This is a genomic window from Fibrella aquatica (assembly GCF_041321135.1).
Classification (GTDB): Bacteria; Bacteroidota; Bacteroidia; order Cytophagales; family Spirosomataceae; genus Fibrella; species Fibrella aquatica.
The window spans coordinates 190,281-217,096 of sequence record NZ_JBGGWF010000003.1 but is presented as its reverse complement, the minus strand read 5'-3'; the positions used below and the strand labels follow the sequence as shown (position 1 = coordinate 217,096).

The window sequence follows — 26,816 nt, the reverse complement described above, 5'->3', positions numbered from 1 at the left end:
GCAAGCCGGGCTTTTTCAGGCAGCCTTCCTCTTCTTTACCGTTTACCGGTAACTTGGGGCGTCATACAACCTTCATCATGAAAATATCTGTTTACTGGCTTCTTTTCCTGTTAGCTACCACTGGTCTTGCCCAAACCAAACCCTCGCTTGTTACACCCTACGAACGCAGTCAGGGCAAGGAAACGGCAACGTACCCGGAAATAATTGACTACTACCAGCGGCTCGATAAGCAGTTCGACCAGGCTAAACTGATCGAAGTGGGCAAAACGGATGTGGGCAAGCCGCTGCACCTGTTTCTGCTGGCCGCCGATAAGAACTTCACCGCCCGACCCGACCGCGTTACGCTGCTGATCAACAACGGCATTCACCCCGGCGAGCCCGAAGGCATCGACGCCTGCATGATGATGGCGCGCGACCTGCTGCAAAGTAACAAGCTGCCCAAAAACGTGCTACTGGCCATTGTGCCGGTGTTCAACGTGGGGGGCAGTTTGAACCGCGGCGTATCGCGGGCCAATCAGAACGGCCCCGTATCGTATGGTTTTCGGGGAAATGCCCGCAACCTGAACCTCAACCGCGATTTCATCAAGGCCGACGCCGAGAATACACGGGCATTTCAGGCGATGTACCAGCAACTGAAACCGCAGGTATTTATCGACAACCACACCAGTGATGGGGCTGATTATCAGCACGTGGTCACGTATTTTGCCACGCAGAAAGACAAGCTGCATCCGGCCGTGTCGGGCTATATGACGCAAACCTTTCAGCCCGCTTTGGATAAGCTGGTTGCTGAAAAAGGGTTTCCCACGGCTCCCTATGTGAATCATCCGAAAGACACGCCCGAAAGCGGACTGCTAGGCTACAATGACTCGCCGCGTTACACCACAGGCTACGCCGCCATGTTCAACTGCTTCGGCTTCACGCTCGAAACGCATATGTGGAAAGATTATCCGGCACGGGTGAAAGGCAGTTACGCGTTCGATGAAGCCGTGCTGCGCCTGTGTGAACGCGACGCTAACACGATTCTGGCCAATAAACAGAAGGCCGATGCGGCCGTGAGCCAGCAAAAAACCTTCGCCCTCAACTACCGCCTCGACCGTAGCAAAGTAGATTCAATCACATTCCTGGGCTACGAAGCCAGCTACAAACCCAGCGAAGTATCAGGTCTGAGACGGCTTTATTATGACCGCACAAAGCCTTTCACGAAACGCGTGCCGTACATGAATACGTTTGTACCCGATCTGCAACTGACCTTACCAACCGGGTACGTTATTCCGCAGGCGTGGGCCGAAGTTATTACTCTGCTGAAACGCAACGGCGTCAGGATGCAAGCGCTCCCCAAAGACACGCTGATGACTGTGTCGGCCTACTACCTGGACGAGTACAAAACCAGTCAGCGCCCCTACGAAGGGCATTACCTGCACACGGGCGTAAAGCTCCGTAGCGAGAAGCAGGCGATTCAGTTTTACAAAGGCGATTACCTCATTCCAACCAACCAGCCCGCCAACCGGTACCTGATCGAAACGCTGGAACCACAAGCGCAGGACTCGTTTTTTAGCTGGAATTTCTTCGACAGTGTGCTCGACCAGAAAGAGTATTTCTCGAACTACATCTTTGAAGACACCGCCGCCGAACTGCTGCGCAATGACCCCTCCCTCCGCCAGCAACTCGCCGACAAGCGCGTCGCTGACAAAGCCTTTGCTGAAAACGGAAACGCGCAACTGGAATTCATCTACCAGAAAACGCCCTATTTCGAGAAAACCTTTAACCGCTACCCGGTCTATCGGCTCGGAGTTGGTCGTTGATACTAGTTGGACCAGCAGTTAATTCATCATTTTATTTTCATTCCAGGTATCAGTGGGCTGGTTTCGACCAGTTCCAGAGCCTTTACCATCGCTTGAGTGCTGGTCTTGTATTTGAGGAAGTGAGGCGTTTGAACATGCGCTTTGTACGCAGCGGTATCGGCATAGATTTCCAGAATGGTAATATGGGTGGGGTTCTCTTTCTCCACAACCGCATACAAGGTCAGCACACCGGGCTCCAGACGCACTGAAGCTTCTATTTCTTCTTTCAAAGCGGCTTTGTAAGGCTCCAGTTGTGTCGGATCGATGACAAGTTTTGCCAGGCGTACCATTTGCTTTTTTTCTTGTGCTACTGCGTTGTTGTAGCCAGCAAATGCGAGACTAATCGCACAAAGTAATACGTATGCAAGGCCTGTTTTTCGTGTGTTCATACTATACTTAACGAATAAGGGGGTTTTCCCGGGTTCTCCTTCAGGAAAATAGCCTCTAAATTCGTAGATATACCAACATTGGCAAGCGTTTCTAAACGCATGCAAAAAAAACACATAGCAACCCGACAAAGCCTTTGCCCAAAAAGGGAGCCTGACAACGAGAAAGTCCCTCTCTTTGCCAGACGTGTTATTTTGTTTCAGTGCTTTTCAGGGCCCAATACACAAGGGCTGGTTGAAAGAGTAACCGAACAAACCGCTTAGTATCGGTATCGAGCCCGAATGCACTTCGTTTATTGACGAACTGTGAAATGTTGCCGGGAAAAATCGCCGTAAAAAACGCGGCGGCTACTCTTCCTACGGCCTCCTGATGCTTTTCGTTGGTCAGCACCAACCCACTACCCAACGCCATTTCGACGAGCCCGGAATAAAGGACAGTATCGTCTTTCTCCAAAGGAACCCAATCGGGCACCTGAGCTTTAAATGCCTTCCTGGAGAAGGTCAAATGGCTGATACCTGCAAACAACAGCGTACTACCCAGGGCAATGCGTGCTATTTTTTTTACGCTTCGTTCGTTCATCATCGTAGTGTCTATCGCTGTTTCAATGCTTTCTACGACTAACTCAACTCCGCTTTTTAAGTTTTGATATCCTACTCACCCTTTGTTTTCCCCGTCAGCAGAGCAATAGTTATAGCTGAAAAATTAGTAAGTGACCTAACGCCAAATTGCGATTATACCAAGAACAAACAGCATGGTTTGCCGTTGTTTTAGCACAGTAATTAAGTAGATTTAACTTCAACGTTTTATGAAACACATAGGCTACCTGCTCTTGCTGAGCGTGGTTTGCGGCTATACCACTCAGGCTCAAACGCCTACTCCGCCCCAATCCACTACGTTGCCTGCTTTCCCGCCGACAACACAAACCGCTCCGCCAACAACAACAACACCCGCCGACACTGTCGCTCCTACCGCTCAGCCAACCGCTACGGCAACAAGTAGTCAGACAGGCGTCACCATCTCGGGCGTGGTTACCGATGCTCAGTCGGAACCGTTGCCGGGCGTTACTGTGCAGCTTAAAGGCGTGGCCCGCGGCACTACCACCAACGTAGATGGGACTTTCCAACTCAGTGTACCCAACAGGCAGACCGTGCTGGTCTTCAGTTTTACGGGCTTTGCGCCGCAGGAAGTGGTGGTGGGCAACCAGAGTACGATCAACGTAAAACTGGGCGAAGACACCCAAACCCTCAACGAAGTGGTGGTGGTAGGCTACGGCACCCAGCGGAAACGTGACCTGACGGGGGCAGTGTCGCAGTTGAAAGGGGAAGAAATCACGAAATACCCGGTTCAAACGCCTACGCAGGCCCTGCAAAGCAAAATGGCTGGGGTACAGATCATTGCTTCGGGACGGCCCAACGAACAACCGCAGATTCGGGTGCGGGGTGTGGGTTCGGCACTGGCCGGGGTTAGTCCGCTCTACGTAGTAGATGGCGTACTCACCGACGATATTCGCAACATCAGCAACAACGACATTCAGAGTATCGAAGTCCTGAAAGATGCCTCAGCCGCTATTTACGGGGTACGTGCCGCCAATGGGGTTGTTATCGTGACCACCAAACGGGGTAAATCGGGGGCTACGCAGGTGCAATACGACGGTAACATCAGCATCCGTCAGCCGGCCAATCTGGTCAGAATGGCCAACCGGGATCAGTACATTAGCTACCTGACCGACGCCGCGCCAAACCAGAACGTTAACAACCCGCCACTGACCTACGGCGGCACCACCGACTGGTTCAACGAAGCGCTGCGTACCGGTGCCCAATCGAACCATAACGTGTCGATCTCGGGAGGAGGCGAACGCAATACGTTCTTCTTCAGCGCCGGTTACTTCACCGATATGGGCGTGGTGAACACCAACGATTTCAAACGCCTCACCATCCGGTCGAACAACGAAATTAAGATCACCGATAACTTGACGTTCAGTAATCAGCTTTCGTTTTCGCGGGGTAACGAACGGGGTGTCAATCTTGACGGTGTGTATCAGGGCCTTTACCGGGCTGCTCCCATTGTACCGGCTTTTCAGGATGGTAAATACGGTAACCTGTCGGCGTTCGGTAATGTGGGAAACCCCATTCTGAGCCTGGACGCCCGCAACAACCAAATCATCAATAACCGTTTGCAGGGTAATCTAGCCCTTAATTACAAACCTCTGGAGTGGCTTACACTGCGCTCGGCGTTTAACACCGATTTGATTTTTAATCGAAACCGGACGTACCTACAGCAGTTCCAGAATGATGCCGCCACCTTTATTTCGGCGGGGGGTAATCAGCGTCAACAAAACAGCCAGCTTAGCCTCAACGAAGGCAAATCAGTGCGGTACATTATCGACAATACCGCAACACTCGAAAAGGCGTTTGGTCAAAGCAATGTTTCTCTCCTCCTGGGAGCGGTAACCGAGCAATTTACTTCCGATTTCATCGAAGGTGCCCGCATCAACATCCCCAACGACCCCAACCTATGGTATCTGGGTCTGGGGAACCCCGATCAGCAACTCTCGAACAATAGCGGGGGCGACCTTCAGACCCGGCAATCGTTTGTCACGCGGGTTACATACAGCCTAAACGACCGGTACCTGTTCAATGCCTCATTGCGGGCCGACGGTAGCTCGAAGTTTAGCGAGCGGTGGGGTTATTTCCCAACGGCGGGTGTAGGCTGGGTAATCTCCGACGAGTCGTTCATGAAAGGGCAGAAACTGTTCGATTTCCTTAAATTCCGAGCCAGTTGGGGCATCCTCGGCAACGACAACATTGCCAGCAACGCTTACATCCTAACGGCGGCGGTCAACATTCCGTATTTCTACAACAACGGTCTTACGCTTGGTTCAGCCATTCAGGACATCAAGAATCAGCAGTTGAAATGGGAACGTACCCAGCAAGTCGACGCCGGTCTGGAGTTTGCCTTCTTCGGCAGCCGACTCACGGGTGAAGTTGACTATTACAGCAAAACCACCCGCGACGCCCTCGCCTTCCAGATCATTCCGGCCATTTTCGGTGACCCCGACAACCAGTTCCTGACCAACATCGCGTCGTTCCGAAACCGGGGTTTTGAGTTCATCCTCAACTGGCGCGAAACGACGGAAAGTGGATTGGGCTATACCATTGGCGGTAACCTAACTCTCAACCGCAACCAGATCGTGGGCCTCAACGGCGGACAGGCCTTACTGGCTGGCGGCGTGGGTCAACAGGGCTTTACCACCCGCAGCGACAACGGGCAACCTGTAGGCAGTTTCTACGTGCTCGACGCCATTGGTGTATACCAAAATCAGGCCGAAATCGATGGCTCACCCGTGTTTGGCAACCGGGCCAACGTGCGGCCCGGTGATCTTCGCTACCGGGATGTAGACGGCAATGGCGTCATCAATAATGACGACCGGATTTATGCCGGTTCGTACCAGCCTAAACTGTATTACGGCATAAATCTGGGCCTGACGTTTAGTGGTTTCGATCTGGCGGCTGATATCTACGGGAACGCGGGCAATCAGGTGTATAATGGTAAAAAGGCATTCCGCTTCGAGAATACCGACAATATCGAAGCCGCTTATGCCGATGCCCGGTGGTTACCCAATCGCCCCTCGCAAACCGACCCACGGCTGATCACCTCCGCCACGCCTGCCTCGACCTATTTCGTGGAATCAGGCTCGTTCGTCCGGCTCAACAACCTGACGTTGGGCTACACCCTTCCAACGGCCCTGAAAGACAAGATCAAGTTTCGTACGGCCAGGCTTTTCGTGACCGCCCAAAACCTGATTACGTTCCAGCAATTCAGTGGATTTAGCCCCGAACTCCCCGGCGGCCCGCTCGATTCCGGCATTGAACTCAACTCATACCCCACTGTCCGCACGTTTTCTGCCGGACTAAATCTGGGCTTCTAACTACTCGACCTTACGAACATGAATTCTATTCTAAAACGCTTCCGTTTACCGCTGTCTGTCCTGCTGCTTGGCACAGGCATGGTAGCCTGTACCGATTTTCTGAATACGCCGCCGCAGGGTCTGCTCGGTGAAGCGGCCGTGCGCAACGACCCGGCCGCCGCGCAAAGCCTGGTGACGGGCATTTACAACAGCATGTGGGAAGGTGGCCTGCACGGTTTCGACTATGTGGGCATGACCAATATCGCGTCGGACGATGCTGATAAAGGCAGTTCACCCGCCGATGGAGCCAACACCTTCGGCACGCTCGACAACCTGAACCCGACGCCGGGGGTGGGTAACCTCAATAACGTATGGGCGACCTATTTCCGGGCTATTGCCCGCGCCAATCAGGCGTTGGCCCTCATTCCATTGAGCGCCGCCGATCAGCCAACGCGCAACCGGCTGGAGGGTGAAGTCCGGTTCCTGCGGGCCTACTTCTATTTCAATCTGGTTCGGTTCTTTGGCGGCGTACCCCTGATCGATCAGGTGCCGCCGGTTGATCAGATCAACAACACAGCGTTGCAAACACGAGCCACTCGGGAAGCGGTCTACGCGCTGATCGTGAGTGATCTGCGCTTTGCCGCCACTAACCTGCCCGTAAAAGCCCAGACGCAAACCGGGAAAGCTACCAAAGCAGCGGCGATGGGCATGCTGGCCAAGGTGTATATGTACCAACGCAACTGGCAGGCTGCATATAATCTGACCGATTCGATCATCAAAAATCAGGCGGGTGCGTATGACTTATTACCCAACTATGCCAACATCTGGCGTGAGGTAGGTAACAACAGTGTGGAGTCGATTTTTGAAGTGCAGACAGGCATCAATCTGGCCTGTAACGCTGCTATTGACATTTACAGCGTTTGTCAGGGACCGCGAGCCGGTGGCCGCCGGGGCTGGCCCGACCTAGGCTTCGGCTTTGGTACGCCTTCGGAGAGTTTAGCGAACGAATACGAACCCAATGATCTACGTCGGGCAGCCACCATTATTTTTATCAACCCCGCTCCCCGTGGGACGGTGCTTTGGGACGGGTTCCGCGTGCCAAGCCGCGACTCGGTGGAAAACGACCGGTACAACTACAAGTCGTACCACAGCCGCACGGCCGAGCGAAACTGCGGCAATAACGACCGGCTCCCTAAAAACCTCCGCATTATGCGACTGGGTGAGGTGCTCCTGATTCATGCCGAAGCCGCGCTGGCACTGGGTCGCCCCGCCGATGCGCTGGTCGACATTAACCGACTACGTACCCGGGCTGGTTTAGCTGCTGCAACGACCGTTACGCAGGCAAGTATCTGGCACGAACGCCGTGTCGAGCTGGCGATGGAGCACGACCGTTTCTTCGACATTATCCGTCAGGAAGAACTTCAACCGGGCCGTGCCACACAGGCGTTCACCGCCCACGGCAAAACCTTTGTAAAAGGCAAAAACGAAGTGTTCCCCATCCCGCAAAACCAGATTCAGCTAAGCGGAGGTGTGCTAACGCAGAATCCTGGGTATTAGAGTTTACCCCACCCCCGACCCCTCCCCTGAAACCAGGGGAGGGGAGTAGCATTACAGTGGCTTCGCGAGATGGCGTAGCTACGCTAAAGCGACTCCCCTCCCCTGTTTTCAGGGGAGGGGCTGGGGGTGGGGTAAAGCCAACGACAATCCTCTTCAACCATGAAAAAACTCCTCCTCTTCCTCTTCCTCGCAGCATTACCCGCTCTTGCCCAGACAAAACAGCCGACTACCCGCCTGTCGAAAGCGGATGAAGCTTTTCTGGATAGTCTCCAGCGTGACACCTTCCGATTCTTCTGGGAAACTGCCAATCCCGATAACGGCCTCCTGCCCGACCGGGCACCGAGCCGTTCGTTTTCCAGCATTGCAGCCGTGGGTTTTGGCCTTACATCATACCTGATCGGGGCTGAGCGTGGGTACGTTACCCGACAACAAGCCGCCGACCGGACGTTACGGACACTGCGTTTTTTCGCTAAAGCGCCCCAATCAGACGCCGCTACGGGCGTGGCGGGGTACAAGGGTTTCTTTTACCATTTTCTCGACATGAAAACGGGCGAGCGGTTCAAGCAGGTCGAACTGTCGACTATAGACACGGCGCTGTTGCTGGGCGGTATTCTGAGTGCGCAGACCTACTTCGACCGTAAGACGCCCGTCGAAGCCGAAATCCGGCAATTGGCCGATCAGATCTACGGTCGTGCCGACTGGGCGTGGTTTCAGGCAGGGCGTGCTTCTACGGAAAAACCGTTTATATCTATGGGCTGGCACCCTGAAAAAGGCTTTATCAAAAACGACTGGACAGGCTACAACGAAGGCATGTTGCTGTACGTGCTGGCCCTGGCCTCACCCACGCACCCAGTTGGCACCAACGTTTGGCCCGCCTGGACCAAGTCGTATCCCTGGGCCGACTTTTACGGGCAGGAACACGTCAACTTCGACCCGATGTTCGGGCATCAGTACTCACACTGCTGGATCGACTTTAAAGGCATCAACGACGACTACATGCGGGCCAAAGGTATCGACTACTTCGAAAACTCACGCCGGGCCACCTACGCCAACCGGGCTTACTGCCTGGCAAACCCCGGCAAATGGACTGATTATAGCGCCACCATCTGGGGGTTAACCGCCTGCGATGGCCCGAAAGACACAACAACCGCCGACGGCCGCAAATTCTTCTCATACCGGGCACGCGGGGCTGCTTCTACCGGCATTGTCGACGATGGCACCATTGCGCCCACGGCCGCAGGTGGGTCCATGGCCTTTGCGCCCGAAATCTGCGTACCGGCGTTGCGGGCTATGAAAAACCGCTACGGCGCTAAGTTATACGGTCAATACGGTTTCCGCGACGCATTTAATCCAACCTATCGTTACGCCTCTTCTTCCGCTAATGGCTCAACGCAAAATGGCTGGTTCGACGTCGATTATCTCGGCATCGATCAGGGGCCCATTCTGATTATGGCCGAAAACCTGCGAACGGGCTTTGTCTGGAATCTGATGAAAAAGAACCCGCATATTAAGCGCGGGTTGCAAAAAGCTGGCTTTACCGGTGGCTGGTTGAATTGAGTTAGGAGCCTCTACTATCACAATAGCTCTTTTATTACACGTTTTAAGGAAGCCCACATGTGCTAACTTTAAAATGATTCATTTTTGATGTTAGCGTCAACCAGAACCGTATATTTGAGGTTAGCCACTTGAGCTAACCTCAAATAACGATACAATTAATGCCTACCTCTCCGCTATATCTGGTAAATTCTGACAGGAACAAACCTTGGAATGACCTACCAGACTTGCCTATTCATTCAGATCTGTACCGAACGGTAGATGTTTATGAACAGTTAGCTCATGCTAAGGAAGCGCTCGGACGTTTACAGGGGCGGAGTATTGCGATTCCTAATCAGGCGCTACTGATTAACTCCATTAGCTTACAGGAAGCTAAGGCATCTTCAGCCATTGAGAATATTTTCACTACAGACGACGAGTTGTATCGAGCATATAGCGAGCAGCAAAATGACCTGATTTCCGAACCAGCCAAAGAGGTGCTTCGCTACAGGGAAGCACTATGGAAAGGTTTTCACTATTTACAAAACGCCGATTTTAGCGTAGCATATTTTGTACAGGTCTTCGAAGAGATTAAACAAACAACCGAAGGAATACGGCCTTCTTTCTCACAAGTTTATATTCGGCAGGGAGGCAGCGGACCCAATGCGGGCAAACCAATTTATACCCCGCCCCGAGGTCACGGAATCCTCGAAGCAAAGCTGAATAATCTAGCCAATTTTCTTAATGATGATCGGACTTATCCAATTGACCCATTGCTAAAGATGGCTATTAGTCACTTTCAGTTTGAGGCCATTCATCCGTTCCGAGATGGAAATGGTCGGACCGGCAGAGTGGCTAATATTCATATTTTGACCCAGAAGGGTTTATTGGATTACCCGATCCTGTATCTGAGTCGCTATATCGTGGAACATAAAGAGGCTTATTACAGCGCATTGGCGGGAGTTTCACAACGGGGCGACTGGCCCGGTTGGTTATGCTACATGCTTAAGGCGGTAGCTCAAACAGCTCAGTTAACGTACGAAAAGATTAACCGGATCGTCGGCGCGCGCGACGCCATTCTGGATGTTATTGCCAGCCAAACGGCAATTCGTCGCCCTGACCAGTTAACGCAAAAAATCTTCACACAGCCGGTTACCCGAGTTCGCCATCTGACCAGTGATCGAACGTATGCAGAGAACACAGCCCGTGATTATTTAAATCGACTGGTCGATTTGTCAATCCTGGAACGAACAACTATAGGTGGCAATCACTACTACCTGAATCGGGAATTGTATAGTATCCTGGCAGAGTAACAGTAGGCAACGTCTACACCGTATCATAAATCAGCTTACTCCAGCAAACACGATATTAACTAAAATATGGCTTAGTCAATACCGTGTTTGCTGGAGTAAGCTGCTCCTTTCTCCCTTTACCAGTTTTACCGCCAGCCGCCGCCCAGGGCGCGGTAGATATTGACCGTGGCGGTTAGTTGCCGCATTTTGGTTTCAACCAGATCAAATCGGGCGTCCAGTGCGTCGCGTTGGGTGAACAGCACTTCCGTGTATTCGGCCCGGGCGGAGTTAAAGAGCGTTGTCGAAATGTCGATCGACTGCGTTAAGGCCTGCACCTCCCGCGTTTTTACACCGTAACTCTTTTCCAGATTACTGATATTCGAGAGCTGATTGGCCACCTCGATATAGGCGTTCAGAATCGTCCGTTCGTAGTTGAATACCGCCTGAATCTGCCGCGCATTGGCACTATTGTAGGTGGCAATGATCGCGTTCTTGTTCACCAGCGGAGCTGCCAGATCACCCGCCAGCGACATAATCAGCGACTCCGGCGTTTTCAACAGATAAACCGGATTGAACGCCTGGAAACCGATACCCGCCGAAATGCCCACCGACGGATAAAAACGGGCCCTAGCTACCTGTACGTCCAGTTTGGCAGCGACTAGTTCCTGCTCGGCCCGCCGAATATCGGGGCGATTAGCCAGCAATTGCGACGGAATGCCCACCCGAATGCTGTCGGGCACTAGGCTGTTGAACCCCGCCGAATTGCGGACAACAGGCTGTGGATAGCGACCCACCAGAAAGTTGATCCGGTTCTCGGTTTCCACAATCCGTTGCTGAAGACCATATTGCAGATTCTGCGTGTTCAGCACCTGCGCTTCAAACCGACGAACGGCCAGTTCGGTAACGCGGGTTGCTTCTTTCTGCACCCGCACGATTCGCAGCGCATTGGACTGAATCTCGATGTTCTGCTGCACAATGGCCAGCTGATTATCCAGCGCCATCAGTTCGTAATACGACGTGGCAATTTCAGAAATCAGGTTCGTGGTCGTGAAGTTCCGGCCTTCCACACTCGCCAGAAACCGGTTTATCGCTGCTTTTTTGGCATTGCGCAGCTTGTGCCAGATATCGGCTTCCCAGGTGGCAAAAGCGCCAATCATGTAATTGGGTAGCGGCTCCGGCACCTCTCTGCCCGGTCTGATTTCAGCATTTTTCTCGGCAGCACCCAGCAGCGTGTAACGGCCCACCTTGTCGACACCTGCGCCGCCGCGTAAGCCCACAAACGGCATGTACTCGCCTTGTCGGGCCCGAATTTCGTTTTGCGTAATCTGAATCTCCTGAGCCGTAATGTTCAGCTCCTGATTATTCTGCAAAGCCGTGTCGATCAAAGCCACCAGATTCGGGTCGGTGAAAAACGTTCGCCACCGAATGCCAGCAGTATTGGTCGAGTCGATTGCGTTGCCAAAGCTGACAGGTACGTTCCGGTTTTCGGTGCGGGTAATGAGGGCGGGCGTTTTGCAGGCCGTAAACGCTACTGACAGGCAGGCAACCCCCAAGCACCTGGTTATGAGTTTTTTAAACATGATTAGGAGTTTCTTCTGTTTCAGGAAAACCATCCAATTGATGGACCAGATTTTCGGTTAATGGCTCACTTTCTTCGTCCCGAATCATCTGCCGACCATCGGCCAGATGGGCAAAAATGTAGTACAGACCCGGTATAATAATGACCCCAAAAATGGTCCCGAACAGCATACCACCCAGCGCCGATGCGCCAATAGTACGGTTACCGATAGCCCCCGCGCCCGATGCGGTAATTAGGGGAATAAGACCGGCCACGAACGCGAACGAAGTCATCAGAATAGGTCGGAAACGTACCCGGGCCCCTTCAATAGCGGCGTTCAGAATAGTTTCGCCCTGCTGTCGTTTCTGAACGGCAAACTCGACGATCAAGACGGCGTTTTTGCCTAACAGACCCACCAGCATGATGAGACCGATTTGGGCGTAGATATTGTTTTCCAGCCCCATCAGCTTCAGCAACAGGAACGAACCGAAAATACCGACCGGCAATGAGAGCACCACCGCCAACGGAATAATGAAGCTTTCGTACTGAGCAGCTAACACCATATACACAAACGCCAACACGATCAGAAACACATACAGCGATTCATTGCCCCGGATCGACTCATCGTATGACAGCCCTTCAAACGCAATATCGTATCCTCTTGGCAGCGTTTTGGCCGACACTTCCCGAATGGCCTGAATGGCATCGGCCGTTGTGAAGCCCTTGGCAGGCTGTCCCTGAATAGCCGCCGAATTGTACAGGTTGAAACGTGTAATCTCGTTGGGACCCTGTCCTTTTTTCAGCTTCATAAACGCCGAATAAGGTACCATTTCACCCGCATCATTTTTCACGAACAGATTCAGCAAATCAGACGGCAATCGTCTGAAACTCGGATCAGACTGTACGTACACTTTGAAAAACTGGTTGTATTTAATAAAGCCCTGTTCGTAAGTACTGCCAATCATAATGTTCAGGTTATCCATCGCTTTTCCGATCGACACACCTTTCTGCATGGCCAGATTATTATCTATCTCCAGTTCGTACTGTGGGTAATTAGCCGCGAAGAAGGTGAACAGGCCGCTGAGTTCTTTCCGCTTGCCCAAATCCTCCATGAACTGCTTATTGATTTTATCGAATTCGCTGTAATCGGTATCCGTATTTTTATCCAGTAACCGCATCGAAAAACCGCCTGATGTACCAAATCCGGGAATAGCTGGCGGTTCAAAAAACTCGACAGTGGCGCCAAGATTTCTTGATTTCTCTTCCAACTCTTCCATGATCTCTTTCACATTCTTGTCGCGCTCCGACCAGGGTTTCAGGTTGATCAGACACGTACCTGCGTTGGAGCCCCGGCCTTCGGTCATGATTTCATAGCCCGCCAAGGAAGAGATCGATTCGATGCCCGGCACTTCTTCACCAATTTTCTGTAGCCGCCGCGATACTTCGTTGGTTTTTTCGAGCGTTGAACCCGGTGGCGTTTGAATGATGGCGTAGATCGTGCTCTGGTCTTCGTTGGGAATAAAACCGGCGGGCAGAATCTTGTTTTCGTAGGCAATGCCCAGACAGAAAACGGCCAGAATAACGAACGTAACCACCCGGCGGCTAACGATCGCTTTCAGCAGGCTCACGTAGCGCCCGGTCAGTTTGTCGAAGCCCCGGTTGAAGCTGTCGAGTGCGCGGGTCAGCAGGTTTTTCTTCTGCTCATGGCCGTTGTGTTTTTTCAGCAGCATGGCGCACAGTACCGGCGTCAGCGTCAGGGCGATCACGGCCGAGATCACAATGGAACTCGCCATGGTGATTGAGAACTGCCGATAGAACGTACCCACCGGACCCGTCATAAACGAGATGGGCAGGAACACCGATACCATAACGGCGGTGATGGCAATGATGGCACCGCTGATCTCACCCAGCACCTGCTTGACCGCCCCAAACGGCGTCAGATACGGCTTCTCCTCCATCTTGGCATGCACCGCTTCCACCACCACAATGGCATCATCGACCACAATACCAATGGCTAGCACCAAGGCAAACAGCGTGATCAGGTTGATCGATAGCCCAAATGCCTGGATGACAAAGAACGCCCCGACCAGCGATACCGGAACCGCCAGAATGGGAATCAGCGTTGACCGCCAGTCGCCCAGGAAGATAAACACGACCAGCGCCACCAGAATAAACGCATCGCGCAGGGTATCAATTACTTGCTCAATCGACGCATCCAGAAAATTCGAGACGTCATAGCTGATTTTATAATCGACTCCCGGTGGGAAAGAGGCCTTCATCACCTCGAGTTTTTCCTTTACTTCGGCAATGACATCACTGGCATTACTGCCGTAGTTTTGCCGCAACACAATAGCCGCCGACGGGTGTCCATCCAGGTTGGAGTAGATATCGAAAAACTCGCTGCCCAGTTCCACTTTGGCAATGTCGCGCAGGTGAATGCTCTCCCCTTCCGAGTTAGCCCGTACGATGATACTTTCGTACTCTTCCGGCTTGTTGTACCGGCCTTTGTAGGTCAGCACGTATTCCAGCGACTGTGCCGCAATACCCGAGCTTTGCCCGATCCGGCCGGGGCGACCAATGATGCTCTGTTCGCCAATGGCTTTCATCACCTCTTCCGTCGACACGTTGTAGGCCCGCATGCGCTCGGGGTTCAGCCAAACGCGCATGGCATACCGGCGGCTACCTAGAATCTGCGCCCGCGCTACCCCTTTGGTCCGCTGAATTTCAGGGATCATTTTCACGGTAGCATAGTTGAACAGGAATTTTTCGTCGATGCTCTTTTCTTTGGAATAGAGGTTGACGTACATCAGCATACTGGGCTGAATGGGCGTGATCACCACCCCTTCGCGCTGTACCAGTTCGGGCAGCAACGGCATCACCTGGTCAACCCGCGTTTTCACCCGGATAACGGCGTCGTTGGGGTCGGTACCGGGTTCGAAAATAATGCGGAGCGTAGCCTCACCCGCACTGGTGGCGTCAGTGGCGATATACCGCATATCCTGCACCCCGTTGATGGCCTGTTCGAGCGTAATCAACGTCGATTTCACCAGCACGTCGGCACTGGCTCCAGGGTAGGCAATAAAAATATTGACGGTAGTTGGCGCAATATCCGGGAACTGTGAAATCGGTAATTTCTTAATCGCCAGCACTCCTACAAAGACAATCATCACCGAAATGACAATCGCAAATACGGGTCGGCGTATGAATGTACTGAACATATTTTTCTGCTTATTTTAGACTTATTGATTACTCGGCATACAGATTCAAATTGGAGACGACCTTGTTAGGTTGCTCGAATTTGTACTGTATTTTCTCATTTTCCTTTACCTGACGTAAGCCTTCCAGCAGGATTTTGTCATCTTTTTTCAGACCCGATCGAACAATAAAAATGTGTGGCAATTCGGCGGCTACGGTGATTTCCCGCGATTGAATTTTGCTGTTTTTATCCACCACGTATACATATTTTTTCTCCAGCACTTCGAAGGTGGCTTTTTGCGGAATTATTACGGCGTTTCTGAACGGTAAAGTCATCTGCACATTACCCGTTTCGCCATGCCGCAACATCCCTTTCGGGTTCGGGAACGTGGCCCGAAAGGCAATATTTCCCGTCTCATTGTTGAAGTCGGCCTCAATGGTTTCCACCTTGCCCATATACGGGAACATCTGATTGTTGGCAAGCCGCAGGTGTACGCTGGACAGGTTGCCCGAAGCAGCCTGACTTTTCAGATCCAGATACTCGGCTTCAGGTACGTTGAAGTAAACCCACATTTTACTGTTGTCCGAGAGCGTCGTCAGCAGATCACCCTCGTCGACCATGCTACCTAAACGTACCTGGAAGTGGTCCATAATGCCTGAGAAAGGAGCCCGGATTTTGGTAAAACCCAGGTGCGTTTGTGCCAGTGAGACCTCTGCTTTGGCTTTGTCCAGCTTGGCGTTGGCCATGGCCAGTTCGTTGGGAGCCACAATCTTGTTATCGGCCAGTTTCTTGGTATTCTGGTACTCGATGTTGGCGAAACTGGCTTCGGCTTCGGCCTTTTGCAACTCGGCTTCATACAGCTTGGGCATGATCTGAAACATCATCTGCCCCTGCCTGACCGACTGTCCTTCATCGACGTATATATTCTGGATATAGCCCCGTTGCTGAGCCCGCAACTCGATGTGGCGGATGGAGCGGATTTGCGACACATAATCTTTAGTGATCGTTGTGTCTTTCACCAACGGACTGGTCACCCGATACTGAACCGCTTCTTCTTTCTTTTCTTCTTCTTTTGCACAGCTTGCAAGGCAGAGTAAGGCACCCATGCTGATGAGCACGTGAATTCGTTTCATACAATGGTTTTGGTAATGAGTTTAATGGGGATGAATGCGCTGTAGTAGGGACGTAGTCTTTTCAGGCGACGCGGCGGATGCGTGCGCTAACTACCGCATGAGGCTGTCTTTCTGCTGACTGACCTGTTGGCATTCTGTAGATTGATGTTGCCGGGCAACGTAACCAACGGGCGGCGACGCATCGCTTACACCGTATTCGAGGCTACTACGATACAGATTTCGTTCATGTAGCAGCAATCCATTGCAGACGAGTGAAAAGGTTAGTGCCAACCAGAGAGTATAGCGTAAAACCAAGGGTGAATGGCGGTGCTTCATAGTGTGTATCATGTTAATTGATACAAAACAGCACCCCCGATATTATAATGGCGTGAAAAGGAAATTAGAATAGTCTAAATGCACGCCCTACACTGTGACACGAATCGATGATTTACTAAAAATAATTATATTTTATAAATGATTAAAACTACTATATCTTCTGTATAAATTGATTTGGCGTAGCTCCACGCTATAAACGTGGGTTACCCCTCATAATCTGGTGAGATGGGCGAACGCCTGAACTCGTTCGGCGTGATCCCTACATATTTTTTGAAGAACTGACTAAAATTCGGCTGATCGGCAAAACCAATAATCCGGCTTATTTCCTGTAACGGCCAGTCGGTCTGAACAAGCAGGGCTTTACTTTCTTCCAGTAACCGGTTCTTAATGAGCATACTGATGGGGTGACCAGTATGTTTTTTCACCAGCCCGTTCAGGTAACTTGGGTTCAGATTCAATTTCCCGGCATACTCTTTAGCCGTACGCATTCGGATCGGATTGTCCAGGTTAGCCAGGTTCGTTTCTTTTTCGAGCAGCTCGAAGAACGCATGCACGTGGTGGTAATCGCTGGTGATTTCACCAGTTGGTTCATAGTCCGTGCCTTTGAGGCTTTCGACCAGAATGAGCTGAACGTAAGCCTGCATGGCTTCTTCGGCCAGTTCACCGCCCCTAGCTGCTTCTGCCTTCATCTGCGTCAACAGACCGTGAATTGTCCGGGTCGATTGGTCGGATAGGCGCAAGATTTTCTTCTCGGTGAAAAAACGATAGCGATCGATGATCAATTTCAGGGAGGGGTGCTGATCGAGAAAGCGCTTCTTAAACATACAGAAAACGCCGCCCCCCACCGTATGATTCGCATTTCGCCAGCACACGATTTCGTTGGGGTGCAAAAAAAGAATGGTCCGTTCATCGATGAAGTACTGGTTTTTGCCCATCGTCTTCAGGCCCGTTCCGCTCGTCATCAGCATGATCTTATAGAAATCGCGCCGATTGGGCGACAGGTAGTTGTCGCAACCACTTTTCTCCCGATCCACGATCTTGATAGTCCAGTCTTCGTAATACAGTCTGCTCACCGGTGTTGTACCAGGTAAAAGCTCGGACGGACTATCGTAGACCATCGTGATGGGCTGATGGTTGCCAGTCCGCCGCTCGCTAGCCTGGGGGTCGGCGCTGCGGTTCGGTCGTGTTTTCATAATAGTAACAGGCTCAAGGCTACTTAGAACGGGCATCTAGGCTGAACCAGGCGAACCAGATAATAGGCTTAGACGCTAAAATAAGGCTATTTACCTCAGCAAAACAGACAAATACGCTTCTTCGTCTAACAATGCGGTTTTCATAAAAAGTGCTTCGATTTTGCTATAAAATCACCCAATCGACAGCGGTAGCTTTGCCTTAAAACGCAACCGGATGAAAACGAAAATCAGAACAGCAGGCCGATTAGTCATGTATGGTCTCCTGGGTACGTTCCTATCATTATCTATGAATCACGTTATGGCACAAACAGCAAAACCAACCAGCCCGACGAAACCAACTCAGGGGCCTGCATCCAATTTCACCGGTACGGTATGGGTAACAACCCTGGCCGGACCCAACCCCCAAACCGATTGCATCGTCAGCCAGGTCAGCTTTGGCCCAAAAGCTAGAACGGTCTGGCATACGCATCCTAACGGTCAGATTCTGGTGGCAACGAAAGGAACCGGCTATTATCAGGAGAAAGGCCAGCCGCTTCGGGTTTTCAAGGAAGGCGAGTCGGTTACCATTGCGCCCATGGTGGAGCACTGGCACGGCGCTGGCCCGGGCGGTTCGTTTACCCACATCGCCATCAATCCAAACGTGAGCAAGGGTGGAGCCGTCAATTGGTTACAGGCAGTCACCGACGAAGAATACAGTATGAAGGATTGATAGGTAATAGGTAGTATTCGTTGCAAATCAGGAATCGTAGATCGAGTTCCCTGTAGCACCGAAGCTCCAGCTTCGGTAGTCAGAGTTTATCAGTCACTACCGAAGCTGGAGCTTCGGCGCTACAGGGGGAGATCACTCGCCACAGGCAAGCGACAATAGATATCCAACATCATCCATCCATGAAAAACTCAACGATCATCCCGCTTTCACTCCTTCTGCTGATGATAGGCTTGATGGCCTGCAACATGGACGACACGCAAACGGCTACCCCAGTTAGCATGGAAAACAAGGATACCAATTCAGACACTACTGGGAACAGGCGGCTCGGCGGTCCAATACGGATCAAGGTTGGTTCCAGCACGTTTGGGGCTACCCTCCTCGACAATCCGACGGTAACGGCGTTCAAAGCTCGGTTGCCAATGACTATTTCGATGGTCGAGCTGAACGGGAATGAGAAGTATCATAACGTACCCAAAGACCCACTCCCAACCAATGCCTCGAACCCCGGAACGATCCAATCAGGCGATTTAATGCTGTACGGGTCGAACACCCTGGTGATTTTCTATAAATCGTTTTCCACGCCGTACAGTTATACAAAACTGGGACGCATCGACAATCCGGCGGGACTAGCTGCTGCCCTGGGCTCAGGAAACGTAACCGTCACTTTTGAACTGAAGTGAGGTTACTTGGTTACCATCCATAACCGTATCTAAACGTTAGCAAAACTTACTTCATGAACCAACACGAACAAGTCGGCGGTGAGTCAGAATCGTCTGATTCATCCCGACGTAACTTTTTAAAGCAGTCGTCGGCCCTGGCGGCGCTGGTGATGACGCCGGCAACCGCAATAAGCGCGGTCGATAACGGGCTTCACGAGAAGTTGGCCGTTGCCGTTGAACAAATGCCGCTAAAGGTCAACATCAACGGCACCATGCAGCAGCTATCCATCGAGCCGCGGGTTACCCTGCTCGACCTGCTACGCGAACAACTGCACCTGACTGGCACCAAAAAAGGCTGTGATCACGGTCAGTGCGGTGCCTGCACGGTCCACGTCGATGGTACGCGGGTGAACGCTTGCCTAACACTGGCGATGACCACCGAAGGCGCAACCGTAACAACCATTGAAGGCCTGGCCGAAGGCGGGACCACGGGAGCGCTGCACCCCATGCAGGAAGCCTTTATCAAACACGACGGTTTCCAGTGCGGCTACTGCACCCCCGGCCAGATCATGTCGGCGGTGGCCTGCATCCGCGAAGGACATGCCAATAGTCCCGACGAGGTTCGCGAATATATGAGCGGCAACATCTGCCGGTGCGGGGCCTACGCCAATATTGTGGAAGCGATTATGGACGTAAAAAAGGGAGGAGCCAAGGTATGAATCCGTTTCAGTTTACGCGGGTTACGACCCCCAAAGCCGCCATTGCGGCCAGTACAAAAGAAAGTGGCACCTACTTTCTGGCGGGCGGCACCAACCTCATCGATCTGATGAAGCGCGAGGTGATCATCCCCGAACGCCTGATCGATGTCAATAAGCTGCCCCTGGCCACAATTGAGAAAACACCCACCGGTCTACGAATCGGAGCTATGGCGAAGAACTCGACGGTGGCCGATAACGAATTGGTGAAAAAACACTTTCCGCTATTATCGCAAGCACTCAACGCGGGAGCCTCGGCGCAACTGCGCAACATGGCCACAGTGGGCGGCAACATGATGCAACGTACCCGCTGCTCGTATTTCTACGATAATTCAATGCCCTGCAACAAACGAAGCCCCGTACAAGCTGGTCCCGACAAAGGACAGGCTAACGGACCAACCGGTTGCGGAGCCATCGGCGGAATTAACCGGATGCATGCCATTTTCGGTACGTCTGAGAAATGCATCGCCGTTCACCCCAGCGATATGTGCATTGCGCTGGTGGCCCTGGACGCAACGGTGAACGTGTCGGGACCGAAGGGCGACCGTACAATTCCGTTCAGCGAGTTCCACCGGCTTCCCGGCGACGCTCCTCAAAAAGACAACACACTGCTACCCGGTGAACTGATCATGTCGGTGGATTTGCCGACGAACCGGTTTGCCGACAATTCGCATTACCTGAAAGTACGGGATCGCGCTTCCTACGCTTTCGCCCTGATTTCGGTCGGTGTGGCGATTGATATGAAGCGCGACACGATCCAGGATGTTCGGCTGGCAATGGGTGGCGTAGCGCACAAACCCTGGCGACTGACGGCGGCCGAAAACTTCCTCAAAGGAAAAGCCGCCACCGAAGCCAATTTCAAGCAAGCGGCCGAACTGGCTATGCAGGGTGCCAAAGGCTACGGCGAGAATGATTTCAAGCTCACGCTGGCCCCTAACTCAATTATCGACGCGTTGAAAACCGCCACTAAAACCGCCTGATCATGACGAATACCACCAAAAATCCCCCAATCGATCGGATAGACGGGCGGATGAAAGTGACCGGCGGAGCTAAGTACTTCGCTGATTTTGAATTGCCTAATACGGCTTATTGCGTCATCGTTGGCAGTGAAATTGCCAAAGGGAGCATCAATAGCCTCGACACCAAAAAAGCGCAGGGTGCACCGGGCGTGCTGGGCGTGTTTACGCACCTGAACATGCCGCCCATTCCGGGTTGGGATGCCGCCGTAGGCGGTGAAGCCGACGGACCAGCACCCCGCCCAACAGGCGAGCGATACCGGATACTGAGCAGTCCCAAAATTTTGTTCGACGGACAGCCCATCGCCATCGTCGTGGCCGACACGTTCGAGCGGGCAACTTACGCGGCTTCTCTCGTCAAGGCAACCTACACCAAACAAACCGCCCGCACCGACCTGCATAAGCATATCGCGGACGGTGTTGCGCCCAAGAGTGCGGATGGCGGTAACTATTCGCGCGGAATTGCCGATGGCTACAAAACCGCGCCGGTTACGCTTGAAGCCAACTACACGATACCCATTGAGGTGCACAACCCCATGGAATTGCACGGTATTCTGGCCCACTGGACGAGTGCTGATTCGCTGATGATCTATGCCAAAACACAGGGCGTAAACGCTACGCAGGACGCCATGGCGAAAGCGTTCAAACTGGACCCAAAGAAGATCCACGTGCATACCGAGTTTATGGGCGGTGGTTTCGGCATGGCCCTACGTACCTGGCCGCAGGAAACAGCCGTGGTGGCCATTGCCCGCAAAATTGGGCGCCCCCTGAAACTGGTCGTGAACCGGAGTCAGATGTTTACGCTGGTGGGTCACCGCCCCTACACGGCGCAGACAATCAACATGGGTGCCGACCAGACCGGCAGACTGATCGGGATTGCGCACGCGGCCACCGCCGAGACGGCCAGCTACGAAGACTTTACCGAAGCAACCGTCAACATGACCAAGTTTCTGTACGCCTGCCCCAACGTGAGCACCCGCTACCGCCTCGTGCGGCTCGACCGGAGTGTACCCATCTGGATGCGCGGACCGGGCGAAGCAACGGGTGCTTTTGCCCTCGAATCGGCCATGGACGAGATGGCCCACAAGCTCAACCTCGACCCCCTCGAATTTCGCCTGATCAACTATTCGGAAACCGACCCGGAAAAGAACCGGCCTTATTCGAGCAAACACCTTCGGGAGGCCTATCAGCGCGGAGCCGAAGCCATTGGCTGGAACAAGCGCAAGAACGAACCAGGTACGTCGCGAGAGGGTGACTGGCTGGTTGGCTACGGCATGAGCACAGGTACGTTCAACGCTTTCCGCTGGGAAGCCAGTGCCCGAGCTATGCTAAAAGCCGACGGATCGCTGACCATCCAGAGCGCCGTAACCGACATCGGACCCGGCACCGGCACCGCCCTGACCATGATTGCGCACAACGTGCTGGGCGTACCCATGAACCGGATAAAGGTTGAATACGGCGATACGAACCTGCCCAAAGCGCCTACGCAGGGTGGGTCGGCCATCATCTCAGCAGTGGGGTCGGCGGTGTACGATGCCTGTACCAGCATCAAAAATGAGCTGATGGAACTGGCCCTGAAAGCAGGTGGTCCATTGGCAGGCCGACAGGCTAGTGAACTAGCACTGGCAGACGGCGTGCTTTCGGTATCCACAGAGCCGGGCAAAAAAGTAGCTGTCGGCGACTTGATGAAGGCCAACAACCTGACGGTCATCGACAAAACGAAAGACTCGAAAGGCGGGCCGGAACAGGCAAAGTATTCGATGTACTCGTTCTCGGTGCATTTTGTTCAGGTACGTGTCAACCCATTGACGGGCGTTGTGCGCGTTGCCAAAGCCGTTAGCGTGGCGGATTCAGGCCGGATCGTGAGCCCTAAAACGGCGGCCAGTCAAATGATTGGGGGCGTGGCCGGGGGCATTGGTATGGCCCTGACGGAAGAAGCCCTCATTGACCACCGCTTCGGTCGGTTCGTGAACAACAGCCTGGGCGATTACCACGTCTCGGTGCATGCCGACGTACCCGCCATCGAAACGATCACGATCGATAAGCCCGACCCAATCATTAACCCGATGGGTGCGAAGGGCATGGGTGAAATTGCCCTGATCGGGTTCGCCGCTGCCGTTGCCAACGCCGTGTTCAACGCTACCGGTCAGCGCGTCCGCGACCTGCCCATCACGCCGGATAAAGTGATGAAAAAGCTGGCGTAGGGCGGTGTAACGTATTGCTATTCGTATCCTACTGCTTTTTGCGCTTTAAGTTGCTGACGCACAGCCCTTCGACAGGCTCAGGGTGACAGGATACTCAGGTACGTTAGCTTAACTACTAGATGTGTATTGTCACCCTGAGCCTGTCGAAGGGCTGTGCGTCAGCAACTTAAAGCGCGAAAGCAACCTACCATCAATCAAAATCCCCAATCCAAAATCCCCCCTATGCCCGATATTTTCGAACGGCTACAGGCTGGTGAGTTCCTGCGCAAGGATGACCCGGAGTACCACAAATTTGGCGAGGTCGTTTCCCGCACCATCCGGCTGTGTGTGACCATGAACGCTACGGCAACGAGCGTTGATCAGGTACGTAGTCAGTTAAGCGACATCATTGGTTCTGAGATCGACGATTCGACGACGATTTTCCCGCCGTTTCACACCAATTTCGGCCGGTCGATTCAGCTAGGTAAAAATATCTTCATCAATCACGCCTGTTCCTTTCTGGACATTGGAGGCATCACCATTGAAGACGATGTGCAAATTGGCCCACGCGTCAACCTCACCTCCGAAAATCACCCGCTCGAGCCGGCCGACCGAACCACACTAATTCCGCGGCCCATCCTGATCAAACGCAACGCCTGGATTGGAGCCGGAGCTACCATTTTACCCGGCGTGACCATTGGTGAAAATGCCATTGTGGCCGCCGGGGCGGTGGTGAGTCGTAATGTGCCGCCCAGCACGATAGTGGCCGAAATACCGGCCAAAGTGGTTAAAACGCTGTTGCCTAAATAATCTAAGTTGTATGATATGGGTGGCATTAGTGTGCATAGAAGATCGCTAGCTGGTCTAATCGCTGTTTAATCAGCAGGTTTTTCATGGGTTCGAATCTAGCCACCTCAGTGTTATCTTTCATGACAACCACATGAAACGGTTGATTCAACCGGGTAGTGAGGTGATAAATGGTTGCCAGCTCAGCGAGATCCTCAAACCACGCGGCCATAGCATACAAGGAAGGAAACGGCGTCTTTGAGAGATTTTCATACACGTCCGGCGCTAGGTTAATAGGCACCGTCTTTCCGCTTCGAAAACGGGTTTGTTCCAGCAGCGAATCCAGGTACGTATCGGCAGGTACGTTCATCAGGTGCCAGATGTCTTTGGTAAACCGGGTCGGGTCAACCACTGAATTTGCTTCGGCGGGGTGTGGGGTAATCTCCTTCACTGCGTCGACAATGTGCGTGGCCTCGTGCATGAGCACATAAATGATTGCATCCATATTACCCCCTTCAACGCGAACAGTATACTGGGCCTTATCTACCTGACTGAAGCACGTATTCTCTTTCGCCGTTGCCCATTCTGAAATGGTCTCATCTAGCAAGCCTGCCCGAAAGGTAATCGTAAACCGCTTGGGCAGACCGCTTGAATCAATAGGTGAAGTCAATGCTGTGTTCGGCATGCCGTCCATAAAGCTGATGCTGTACAAGTGCTCTTTTAGAATTTGCTGATGTACGGGCGGCAACAGGGCAAACGCATGGCTCACCTTTGCTTTTTGAGCGGGCGTCAGCACGTGGTTAACGGGCTTCATGCCAGCCTCGCGGAACCTGTTGAAAATAGATTGTGGGGCCACTCGAATAAGTTGAGCCAGGTCATTGTCGCCTGTGGCGTCCACCTTTTGCGCCAATGTAAGCTCTGAAGATAATAGCGTTATCAACGCTGAAGCCGCCCATAGAAAAACCGATTTTCCAATCATAGTGTCGTCATTCGTTTAGCTTATAGAGTATTGCCGGATGCTCCGTCTAAGGCAAACAGCTTCCCGGCGCAATTTGGGTAAAGTTCTGCGGGAAGCGTTTACCCTGAAATCCGTAAGGAGCGGATGAATGCACCATCCAGTTCAAGGTGATATTGCATCACAGCCGGGCTTCCGGGAAACGTGCCGCTTACGGCGACGGTCAGCTCGGCCGTGGAGCCGGTCTGATTGAAATCGACTGGCTTTAGCTGCATCTGGTACTTTTCGGACGCGTGCTGTATCCACTGCTGAATTTCGACTTGGCCCGAATAGGACGATCCTACATCGAAAACGGTGGCCAGGTTTGTAAAATAAGCGGCAAAGGCTGTACTGTCCGCCTTGTTTTGTGCCCTAATGAGTCCTTCTATGTTGTCGGGGAGTTTCATCGATGTATTGTTTATAGTTGATTAAAGGAGTTTCCGGGTACTACCTGTTTGGAAAATACCAGCTTATATGGTGGGTATGGTGCCACCGTCAATGACAAAGTCGGTGCCGGTCAGGTAGGCCGCCCGGGGCGAAACCAGGAAGCCTACCAGCTCCGCCACCTCCTGTGGCCAGGCGGGCCTGCCGAAGGGAATGCCGCCCAGGGCATCCATTACCCCTTTGGCAGCCTGTTCTACAGTGCCTTCTGAGCTTTCAGCAATGCGCTCCATCATTCGGCTCGATGCCGCGGTCATGATCCAACCCGGTGATACAGTGAGTACGCGCACCCCTTTGGAGGCTACTTCGTTGGACAGGCTCTTGCTATAATTGACCAGAGCCGCTTTCGCCGCGGCATAAGGCAGTGTGGAGTCATAGAGCGGCAATCTTGCTTGAATAGATGCGATGTGGATAATGACCCCTTCCCCGCGCTCGATCATGCCTGGCAATAACCCGCGGTCCAGTCTCACGGGGGCCAGCAGATTCGTCTGAAAAGACGACTCCCAATCATCATCAGACAGCGCGGCAAACCCGCCCCCCGGCGTTTCTGAGCCACCCATATTGTTAACCAGAATGTCTATATAACCGAACGTATCTAGTATTTCGTCGATTACTTTACGGGTACCGTCCGGTTTGCTTAAATCGGCAGCGATGAAATGAATGCCATCCGTACCGTCCTCCGGCTTATTTCTGGCGGTAATGATCACCGTGGCCCCCGCTTTCAATAGGCGATCGGCGATGGCCTTGCCAGCCCCTTTACTACCTCCGGTAACTAAGGCTAATTTGCCCGTCAGTTCGTTGTCAATCGTAAACTCCATAACGCTCTTGATTTGTTTAGGACAAATTTGGCGCATACGACAGGCGCTGACAAGTACGGATTTACGAATCAGATAGGGATAAATTTATCCCTATTGAGCTGCCCGGTGCACCTGGTTATATTTGTCGTATGTACGAGAGAAAGACATTGCCCGAGTTGCATTGCGGGCTCGACCTTATCGGCGAAGTACTTTACGGGAAATGGAAGATGCGGCTTTTGTGGTTTATCCACGAAGGCTTTCAACGCCCCAGCGAGCTACAGCGAAAAATTCCGGGTGCTTCCCGGCGCGTGCTGAACGTACAGTTAAAGGAACTGGAAAGCCACGAATTGATTGGCAAAGTGATTTATCCGGTTGTTCCGCCCAAAGTGGAGTATTATCTCACCGATTTCGGACAATCACTCATCCCCGTTATTGACGCCATCGGGCAGTGGGGCGATCAGCACGAGGGGCGTTTGCGGACGCTCATTCTGAAGAGCATCAATCCTGAGCCGTGAATCGTTAGCGAAAACTCGTTCACACATATACTTCTCCTGCTCAACAGGG

The 26,816-nt window shown here is 52.7% G+C and carries 22 protein-coding genes; 12 read left to right on the top strand and 10 right to left on the bottom strand.

The window, feature by feature from the left end; genetic code table 11:
• Positions 1–77 precede the first annotated feature (77 nt).
• Positions 78–1,802: a M14 family metallopeptidase gene (locus ACAW87_RS08775; RefSeq protein ID WP_370722997.1), complete on the top strand. Its 1,725-nt coding sequence runs from the start codon at positions 78–80 to the stop codon at positions 1,800–1,802.
• 26 nt (positions 1,803–1,828) lie between these two features.
• On the opposite strand, the gene ACAW87_RS08770 is transcribed toward ACAW87_RS08775, so the two are convergent.
• Both ACAW87_RS08770 and ACAW87_RS08765 read right to left on the bottom strand, forming a co-directional pair.
• Positions 1,829–2,230 carry a putative quinol monooxygenase gene (locus ACAW87_RS08770; protein ID WP_370722996.1) on the bottom strand — a complete coding sequence of 134 codons (402 nt, stop codon included), beginning with the start codon at positions 2,228–2,230 and terminating at the stop codon, positions 1,829–1,831.
• Positions 2,231–2,417: 187 nt separating this feature from the next.
• Entirely contained in the window at positions 2,418–2,807 is a 390-nt protein-coding gene (locus ACAW87_RS08765; protein WP_370723413.1) for a DoxX family protein, read from the bottom strand.
• A gap of 226 nt (positions 2,808–3,033) precedes the next feature.
• Here ACAW87_RS08765 and ACAW87_RS08760 point away from each other — a divergent pair, with 226 nt between their 5' ends.
• The 4 genes from ACAW87_RS08760 (at position 3,034) to ACAW87_RS08745 (ending at position 10,538) form a co-directional block, all read left to right on the top strand.
• On the top strand, positions 3,034–6,156 hold the full coding sequence (locus tag ACAW87_RS08760) for a SusC/RagA family TonB-linked outer membrane protein (RefSeq protein ID WP_370722995.1): 3,123 nt from the start codon (positions 3,034–3,036) through the stop codon (positions 6,154–6,156).
• An 18-nt stretch (positions 6,157–6,174) separates the two neighbouring features.
• A complete protein-coding gene (locus ACAW87_RS08755; protein ID WP_370722994.1) occupies positions 6,175–7,692 on the top strand; it encodes a RagB/SusD family nutrient uptake outer membrane protein in 1,518 nt (505 codons plus the stop codon).
• 159 nt (positions 7,693–7,851) lie between these two features.
• Positions 7,852–9,249, top strand: coding sequence for a glucoamylase family protein (locus tag ACAW87_RS08750; protein WP_370722993.1), 1,398 nt, complete (start codon positions 7,852–7,854; stop codon positions 9,247–9,249).
• Positions 9,250–9,407: 158 nt separating this feature from the next.
• Positions 9,408–10,538 (top strand): Fic family protein, encoded by a 1,131-nt coding sequence (locus ACAW87_RS08745; RefSeq protein WP_370722992.1) that lies wholly within the window; start codon positions 9,408–9,410, stop codon positions 10,536–10,538.
• A 125-nt stretch (positions 10,539–10,663) separates the two neighbouring features.
• Here ACAW87_RS08745 and ACAW87_RS08740 read toward each other — a convergent pair whose 3' ends face one another.
• The 5 genes from ACAW87_RS08740 to ACAW87_RS08720 form a co-directional block, all read right to left on the bottom strand.
• Positions 10,664–12,097 carry a TolC family protein gene (locus ACAW87_RS08740; protein ID WP_370722991.1) on the bottom strand — a complete coding sequence of 478 codons (1,434 nt, stop codon included), beginning with the start codon at positions 12,095–12,097 and terminating at the stop codon, positions 10,664–10,666.
• Positions 12,090–15,293 carry an efflux RND transporter permease subunit gene (locus ACAW87_RS08735; RefSeq protein ID WP_370722990.1) on the bottom strand — a complete coding sequence of 1,068 codons (3,204 nt, stop codon included), beginning with the start codon at positions 15,291–15,293 and terminating at the stop codon, positions 12,090–12,092. Before ACAW87_RS08735 ends, ACAW87_RS08740 begins: the two co-directional genes overlap by 8 nt.
• A gap of 28 nt (positions 15,294–15,321) precedes the next feature.
• Positions 15,322–16,404 carry an efflux RND transporter periplasmic adaptor subunit gene (locus tag ACAW87_RS08730; RefSeq protein ID WP_370722989.1) on the bottom strand — a complete coding sequence of 361 codons (1,083 nt, stop codon included), beginning with the start codon at positions 16,402–16,404 and terminating at the stop codon, positions 15,322–15,324.
• Between the two features lie 90 nt (positions 16,405–16,494).
• Positions 16,495–16,719 carry a hypothetical protein gene (locus ACAW87_RS08725; RefSeq protein ID WP_370722988.1) on the bottom strand — a complete coding sequence of 75 codons (225 nt, stop codon included), beginning with the start codon at positions 16,717–16,719 and terminating at the stop codon, positions 16,495–16,497.
• Positions 16,720–16,922: 203 nt separating this feature from the next.
• On the bottom strand, positions 16,923–17,912 hold the full coding sequence (locus ACAW87_RS08720; protein ID WP_370722987.1) for an AraC family transcriptional regulator: 990 nt from the start codon (positions 17,910–17,912) through the stop codon (positions 16,923–16,925).
• A gap of 214 nt (positions 17,913–18,126) precedes the next feature.
• Between ACAW87_RS08720 and ACAW87_RS08715 the strand changes: the two genes are divergently transcribed.
• The 6 genes from ACAW87_RS08715 to ACAW87_RS08690 all read left to right on the top strand — a co-directional run bounded on the left by ACAW87_RS08715 (position 18,127) and on the right by ACAW87_RS08690 (position 24,044).
• Complete coding sequence (locus tag ACAW87_RS08715; RefSeq protein ID WP_370722986.1) at positions 18,127–18,621, top strand: cupin domain-containing protein; 495 nt, start codon at positions 18,127–18,129, stop codon at positions 18,619–18,621.
• Between the two features lie 179 nt (positions 18,622–18,800).
• The gene (locus ACAW87_RS08710) at positions 18,801–19,301 is read left to right on the top strand and encodes a cyclophilin-like fold protein (RefSeq protein WP_370722985.1); all 501 of its coding nucleotides are present in this window, start codon (positions 18,801–18,803) and stop codon (positions 19,299–19,301) included.
• 53 nt (positions 19,302–19,354) lie between these two features.
• Complete coding sequence (locus tag ACAW87_RS08705; protein ID WP_370722984.1) at positions 19,355–19,999, top strand: (2Fe-2S)-binding protein; 645 nt, start codon at positions 19,355–19,357, stop codon at positions 19,997–19,999.
• Positions 19,996–21,015 (top strand): FAD binding domain-containing protein, encoded by a 1,020-nt coding sequence (locus ACAW87_RS08700; RefSeq protein ID WP_370722983.1) that lies wholly within the window; start codon positions 19,996–19,998, stop codon positions 21,013–21,015. Before ACAW87_RS08705 ends, ACAW87_RS08700 begins: the two co-directional genes overlap by 4 nt.
• Positions 21,016–21,017: 2 nt before the next feature.
• Entirely contained in the window at positions 21,018–23,255 is a 2,238-nt protein-coding gene (locus tag ACAW87_RS08695; RefSeq protein WP_370722982.1) for a xanthine dehydrogenase family protein molybdopterin-binding subunit, read from the top strand.
• 222 nt (positions 23,256–23,477) lie between these two features.
• The gene (locus ACAW87_RS08690) at positions 23,478–24,044 is read left to right on the top strand and encodes a DapH/DapD/GlmU-related protein (RefSeq protein ID WP_370722981.1); all 567 of its coding nucleotides are present in this window, start codon (positions 23,478–23,480) and stop codon (positions 24,042–24,044) included.
• 25 nt (positions 24,045–24,069) lie between these two features.
• Here ACAW87_RS08690 and ACAW87_RS08685 read toward each other — a convergent pair whose 3' ends face one another.
• The 3 genes from ACAW87_RS08685 to ACAW87_RS08675 all read right to left on the bottom strand — a co-directional run bounded on the left by ACAW87_RS08685 (position 24,070) and on the right by ACAW87_RS08675 (position 26,273).
• Positions 24,070–24,999 (bottom strand): hypothetical protein, encoded by a 930-nt coding sequence (locus ACAW87_RS08685; RefSeq protein ID WP_370722980.1) that lies wholly within the window; start codon positions 24,997–24,999, stop codon positions 24,070–24,072.
• A gap of 98 nt (positions 25,000–25,097) precedes the next feature.
• Positions 25,098–25,421: a nuclear transport factor 2 family protein gene (locus ACAW87_RS08680; RefSeq protein ID WP_370722979.1), complete on the bottom strand. Its 324-nt coding sequence runs from the start codon at positions 25,419–25,421 to the stop codon at positions 25,098–25,100.
• Positions 25,422–25,484: 63 nt separating this feature from the next.
• Positions 25,485–26,273, bottom strand: a complete 789-nt coding sequence (locus ACAW87_RS08675; RefSeq protein ID WP_370722978.1) for an SDR family oxidoreductase — start codon at positions 26,271–26,273, stop codon at positions 25,485–25,487.
• A gap of 128 nt (positions 26,274–26,401) precedes the next feature.
• Here ACAW87_RS08675 and ACAW87_RS08670 point away from each other — a divergent pair, with 128 nt between their 5' ends.
• A complete protein-coding gene (locus ACAW87_RS08670) occupies positions 26,402–26,767 on the top strand; it encodes a winged helix-turn-helix transcriptional regulator (protein ID WP_370722977.1) in 366 nt (121 codons plus the stop codon).
• Positions 26,768–26,816: the final 49 nt, after the last annotated feature.

Coding starts and splice junctions, on each gene's coding strand:
- ACAW87_RS08705 (WP_370722984.1), top strand. CDS start 19,355: ATGAACCAACACGAACAAGTCGGCGGTGAGTCAGAATCGTCTGATTCA.
- ACAW87_RS08680 (WP_370722979.1), bottom strand. CDS start 25,421: ATGAAACTCCCCGACAACATAGAAGGACTCATTAGGGCACAAAACAAG.
- ACAW87_RS08710 (WP_370722985.1), top strand. CDS start 18,801: ATGAAAAACTCAACGATCATCCCGCTTTCACTCCTTCTGCTGATGATA.
- ACAW87_RS08745 (WP_370722992.1), top strand. CDS start 9,408: ATGCCTACCTCTCCGCTATATCTGGTAAATTCTGACAGGAACAAACCT.
- ACAW87_RS08685 (WP_370722980.1), bottom strand. CDS start 24,999: ATGATTGGAAAATCGGTTTTTCTATGGGCGGCTTCAGCGTTGATAACG.
- ACAW87_RS08740 (WP_370722991.1), bottom strand. CDS start 12,097: ATGTTTAAAAAACTCATAACCAGGTGCTTGGGGGTTGCCTGCCTGTCA.
- ACAW87_RS08770 (WP_370722996.1), bottom strand. CDS start 2,230: ATGAACACACGAAAAACAGGCCTTGCATACGTATTACTTTGTGCGATT.
- ACAW87_RS08760 (WP_370722995.1), top strand. CDS start 3,034: ATGAAACACATAGGCTACCTGCTCTTGCTGAGCGTGGTTTGCGGCTAT.
- ACAW87_RS08715 (WP_370722986.1), top strand. CDS start 18,127: ATGAAAACGAAAATCAGAACAGCAGGCCGATTAGTCATGTATGGTCTC.
- ACAW87_RS08700 (WP_370722983.1), top strand. CDS start 19,996: ATGAATCCGTTTCAGTTTACGCGGGTTACGACCCCCAAAGCCGCCATT.
- ACAW87_RS08775 (WP_370722997.1), top strand. CDS start 78: ATGAAAATATCTGTTTACTGGCTTCTTTTCCTGTTAGCTACCACTGGT.
- ACAW87_RS08675 (WP_370722978.1), bottom strand. CDS start 26,273: ATGGAGTTTACGATTGACAACGAACTGACGGGCAAATTAGCCTTAGTT.
- ACAW87_RS08695 (WP_370722982.1), top strand. CDS start 21,018: ATGACGAATACCACCAAAAATCCCCCAATCGATCGGATAGACGGGCGG.
- ACAW87_RS08750 (WP_370722993.1), top strand. CDS start 7,852: ATGAAAAAACTCCTCCTCTTCCTCTTCCTCGCAGCATTACCCGCTCTT.
- ACAW87_RS08720 (WP_370722987.1), bottom strand. CDS start 17,912: ATGAAAACACGACCGAACCGCAGCGCCGACCCCCAGGCTAGCGAGCGG.
- ACAW87_RS08765 (WP_370723413.1), bottom strand. CDS start 2,807: ATGAACGAACGAAGCGTAAAAAAAATAGCACGCATTGCCCTGGGTAGT.
- ACAW87_RS08725 (WP_370722988.1), bottom strand. CDS start 16,719: ATGAAGCACCGCCATTCACCCTTGGTTTTACGCTATACTCTCTGGTTG.
- ACAW87_RS08755 (WP_370722994.1), top strand. CDS start 6,175: ATGAATTCTATTCTAAAACGCTTCCGTTTACCGCTGTCTGTCCTGCTG.
- ACAW87_RS08670 (WP_370722977.1), top strand. CDS start 26,402: ATGTACGAGAGAAAGACATTGCCCGAGTTGCATTGCGGGCTCGACCTT.
- ACAW87_RS08730 (WP_370722989.1), bottom strand. CDS start 16,404: ATGAAACGAATTCACGTGCTCATCAGCATGGGTGCCTTACTCTGCCTT.
- ACAW87_RS08690 (WP_370722981.1), top strand. CDS start 23,478: ATGCCCGATATTTTCGAACGGCTACAGGCTGGTGAGTTCCTGCGCAAG.
- ACAW87_RS08735 (WP_370722990.1), bottom strand. CDS start 15,293: ATGTTCAGTACATTCATACGCCGACCCGTATTTGCGATTGTCATTTCG.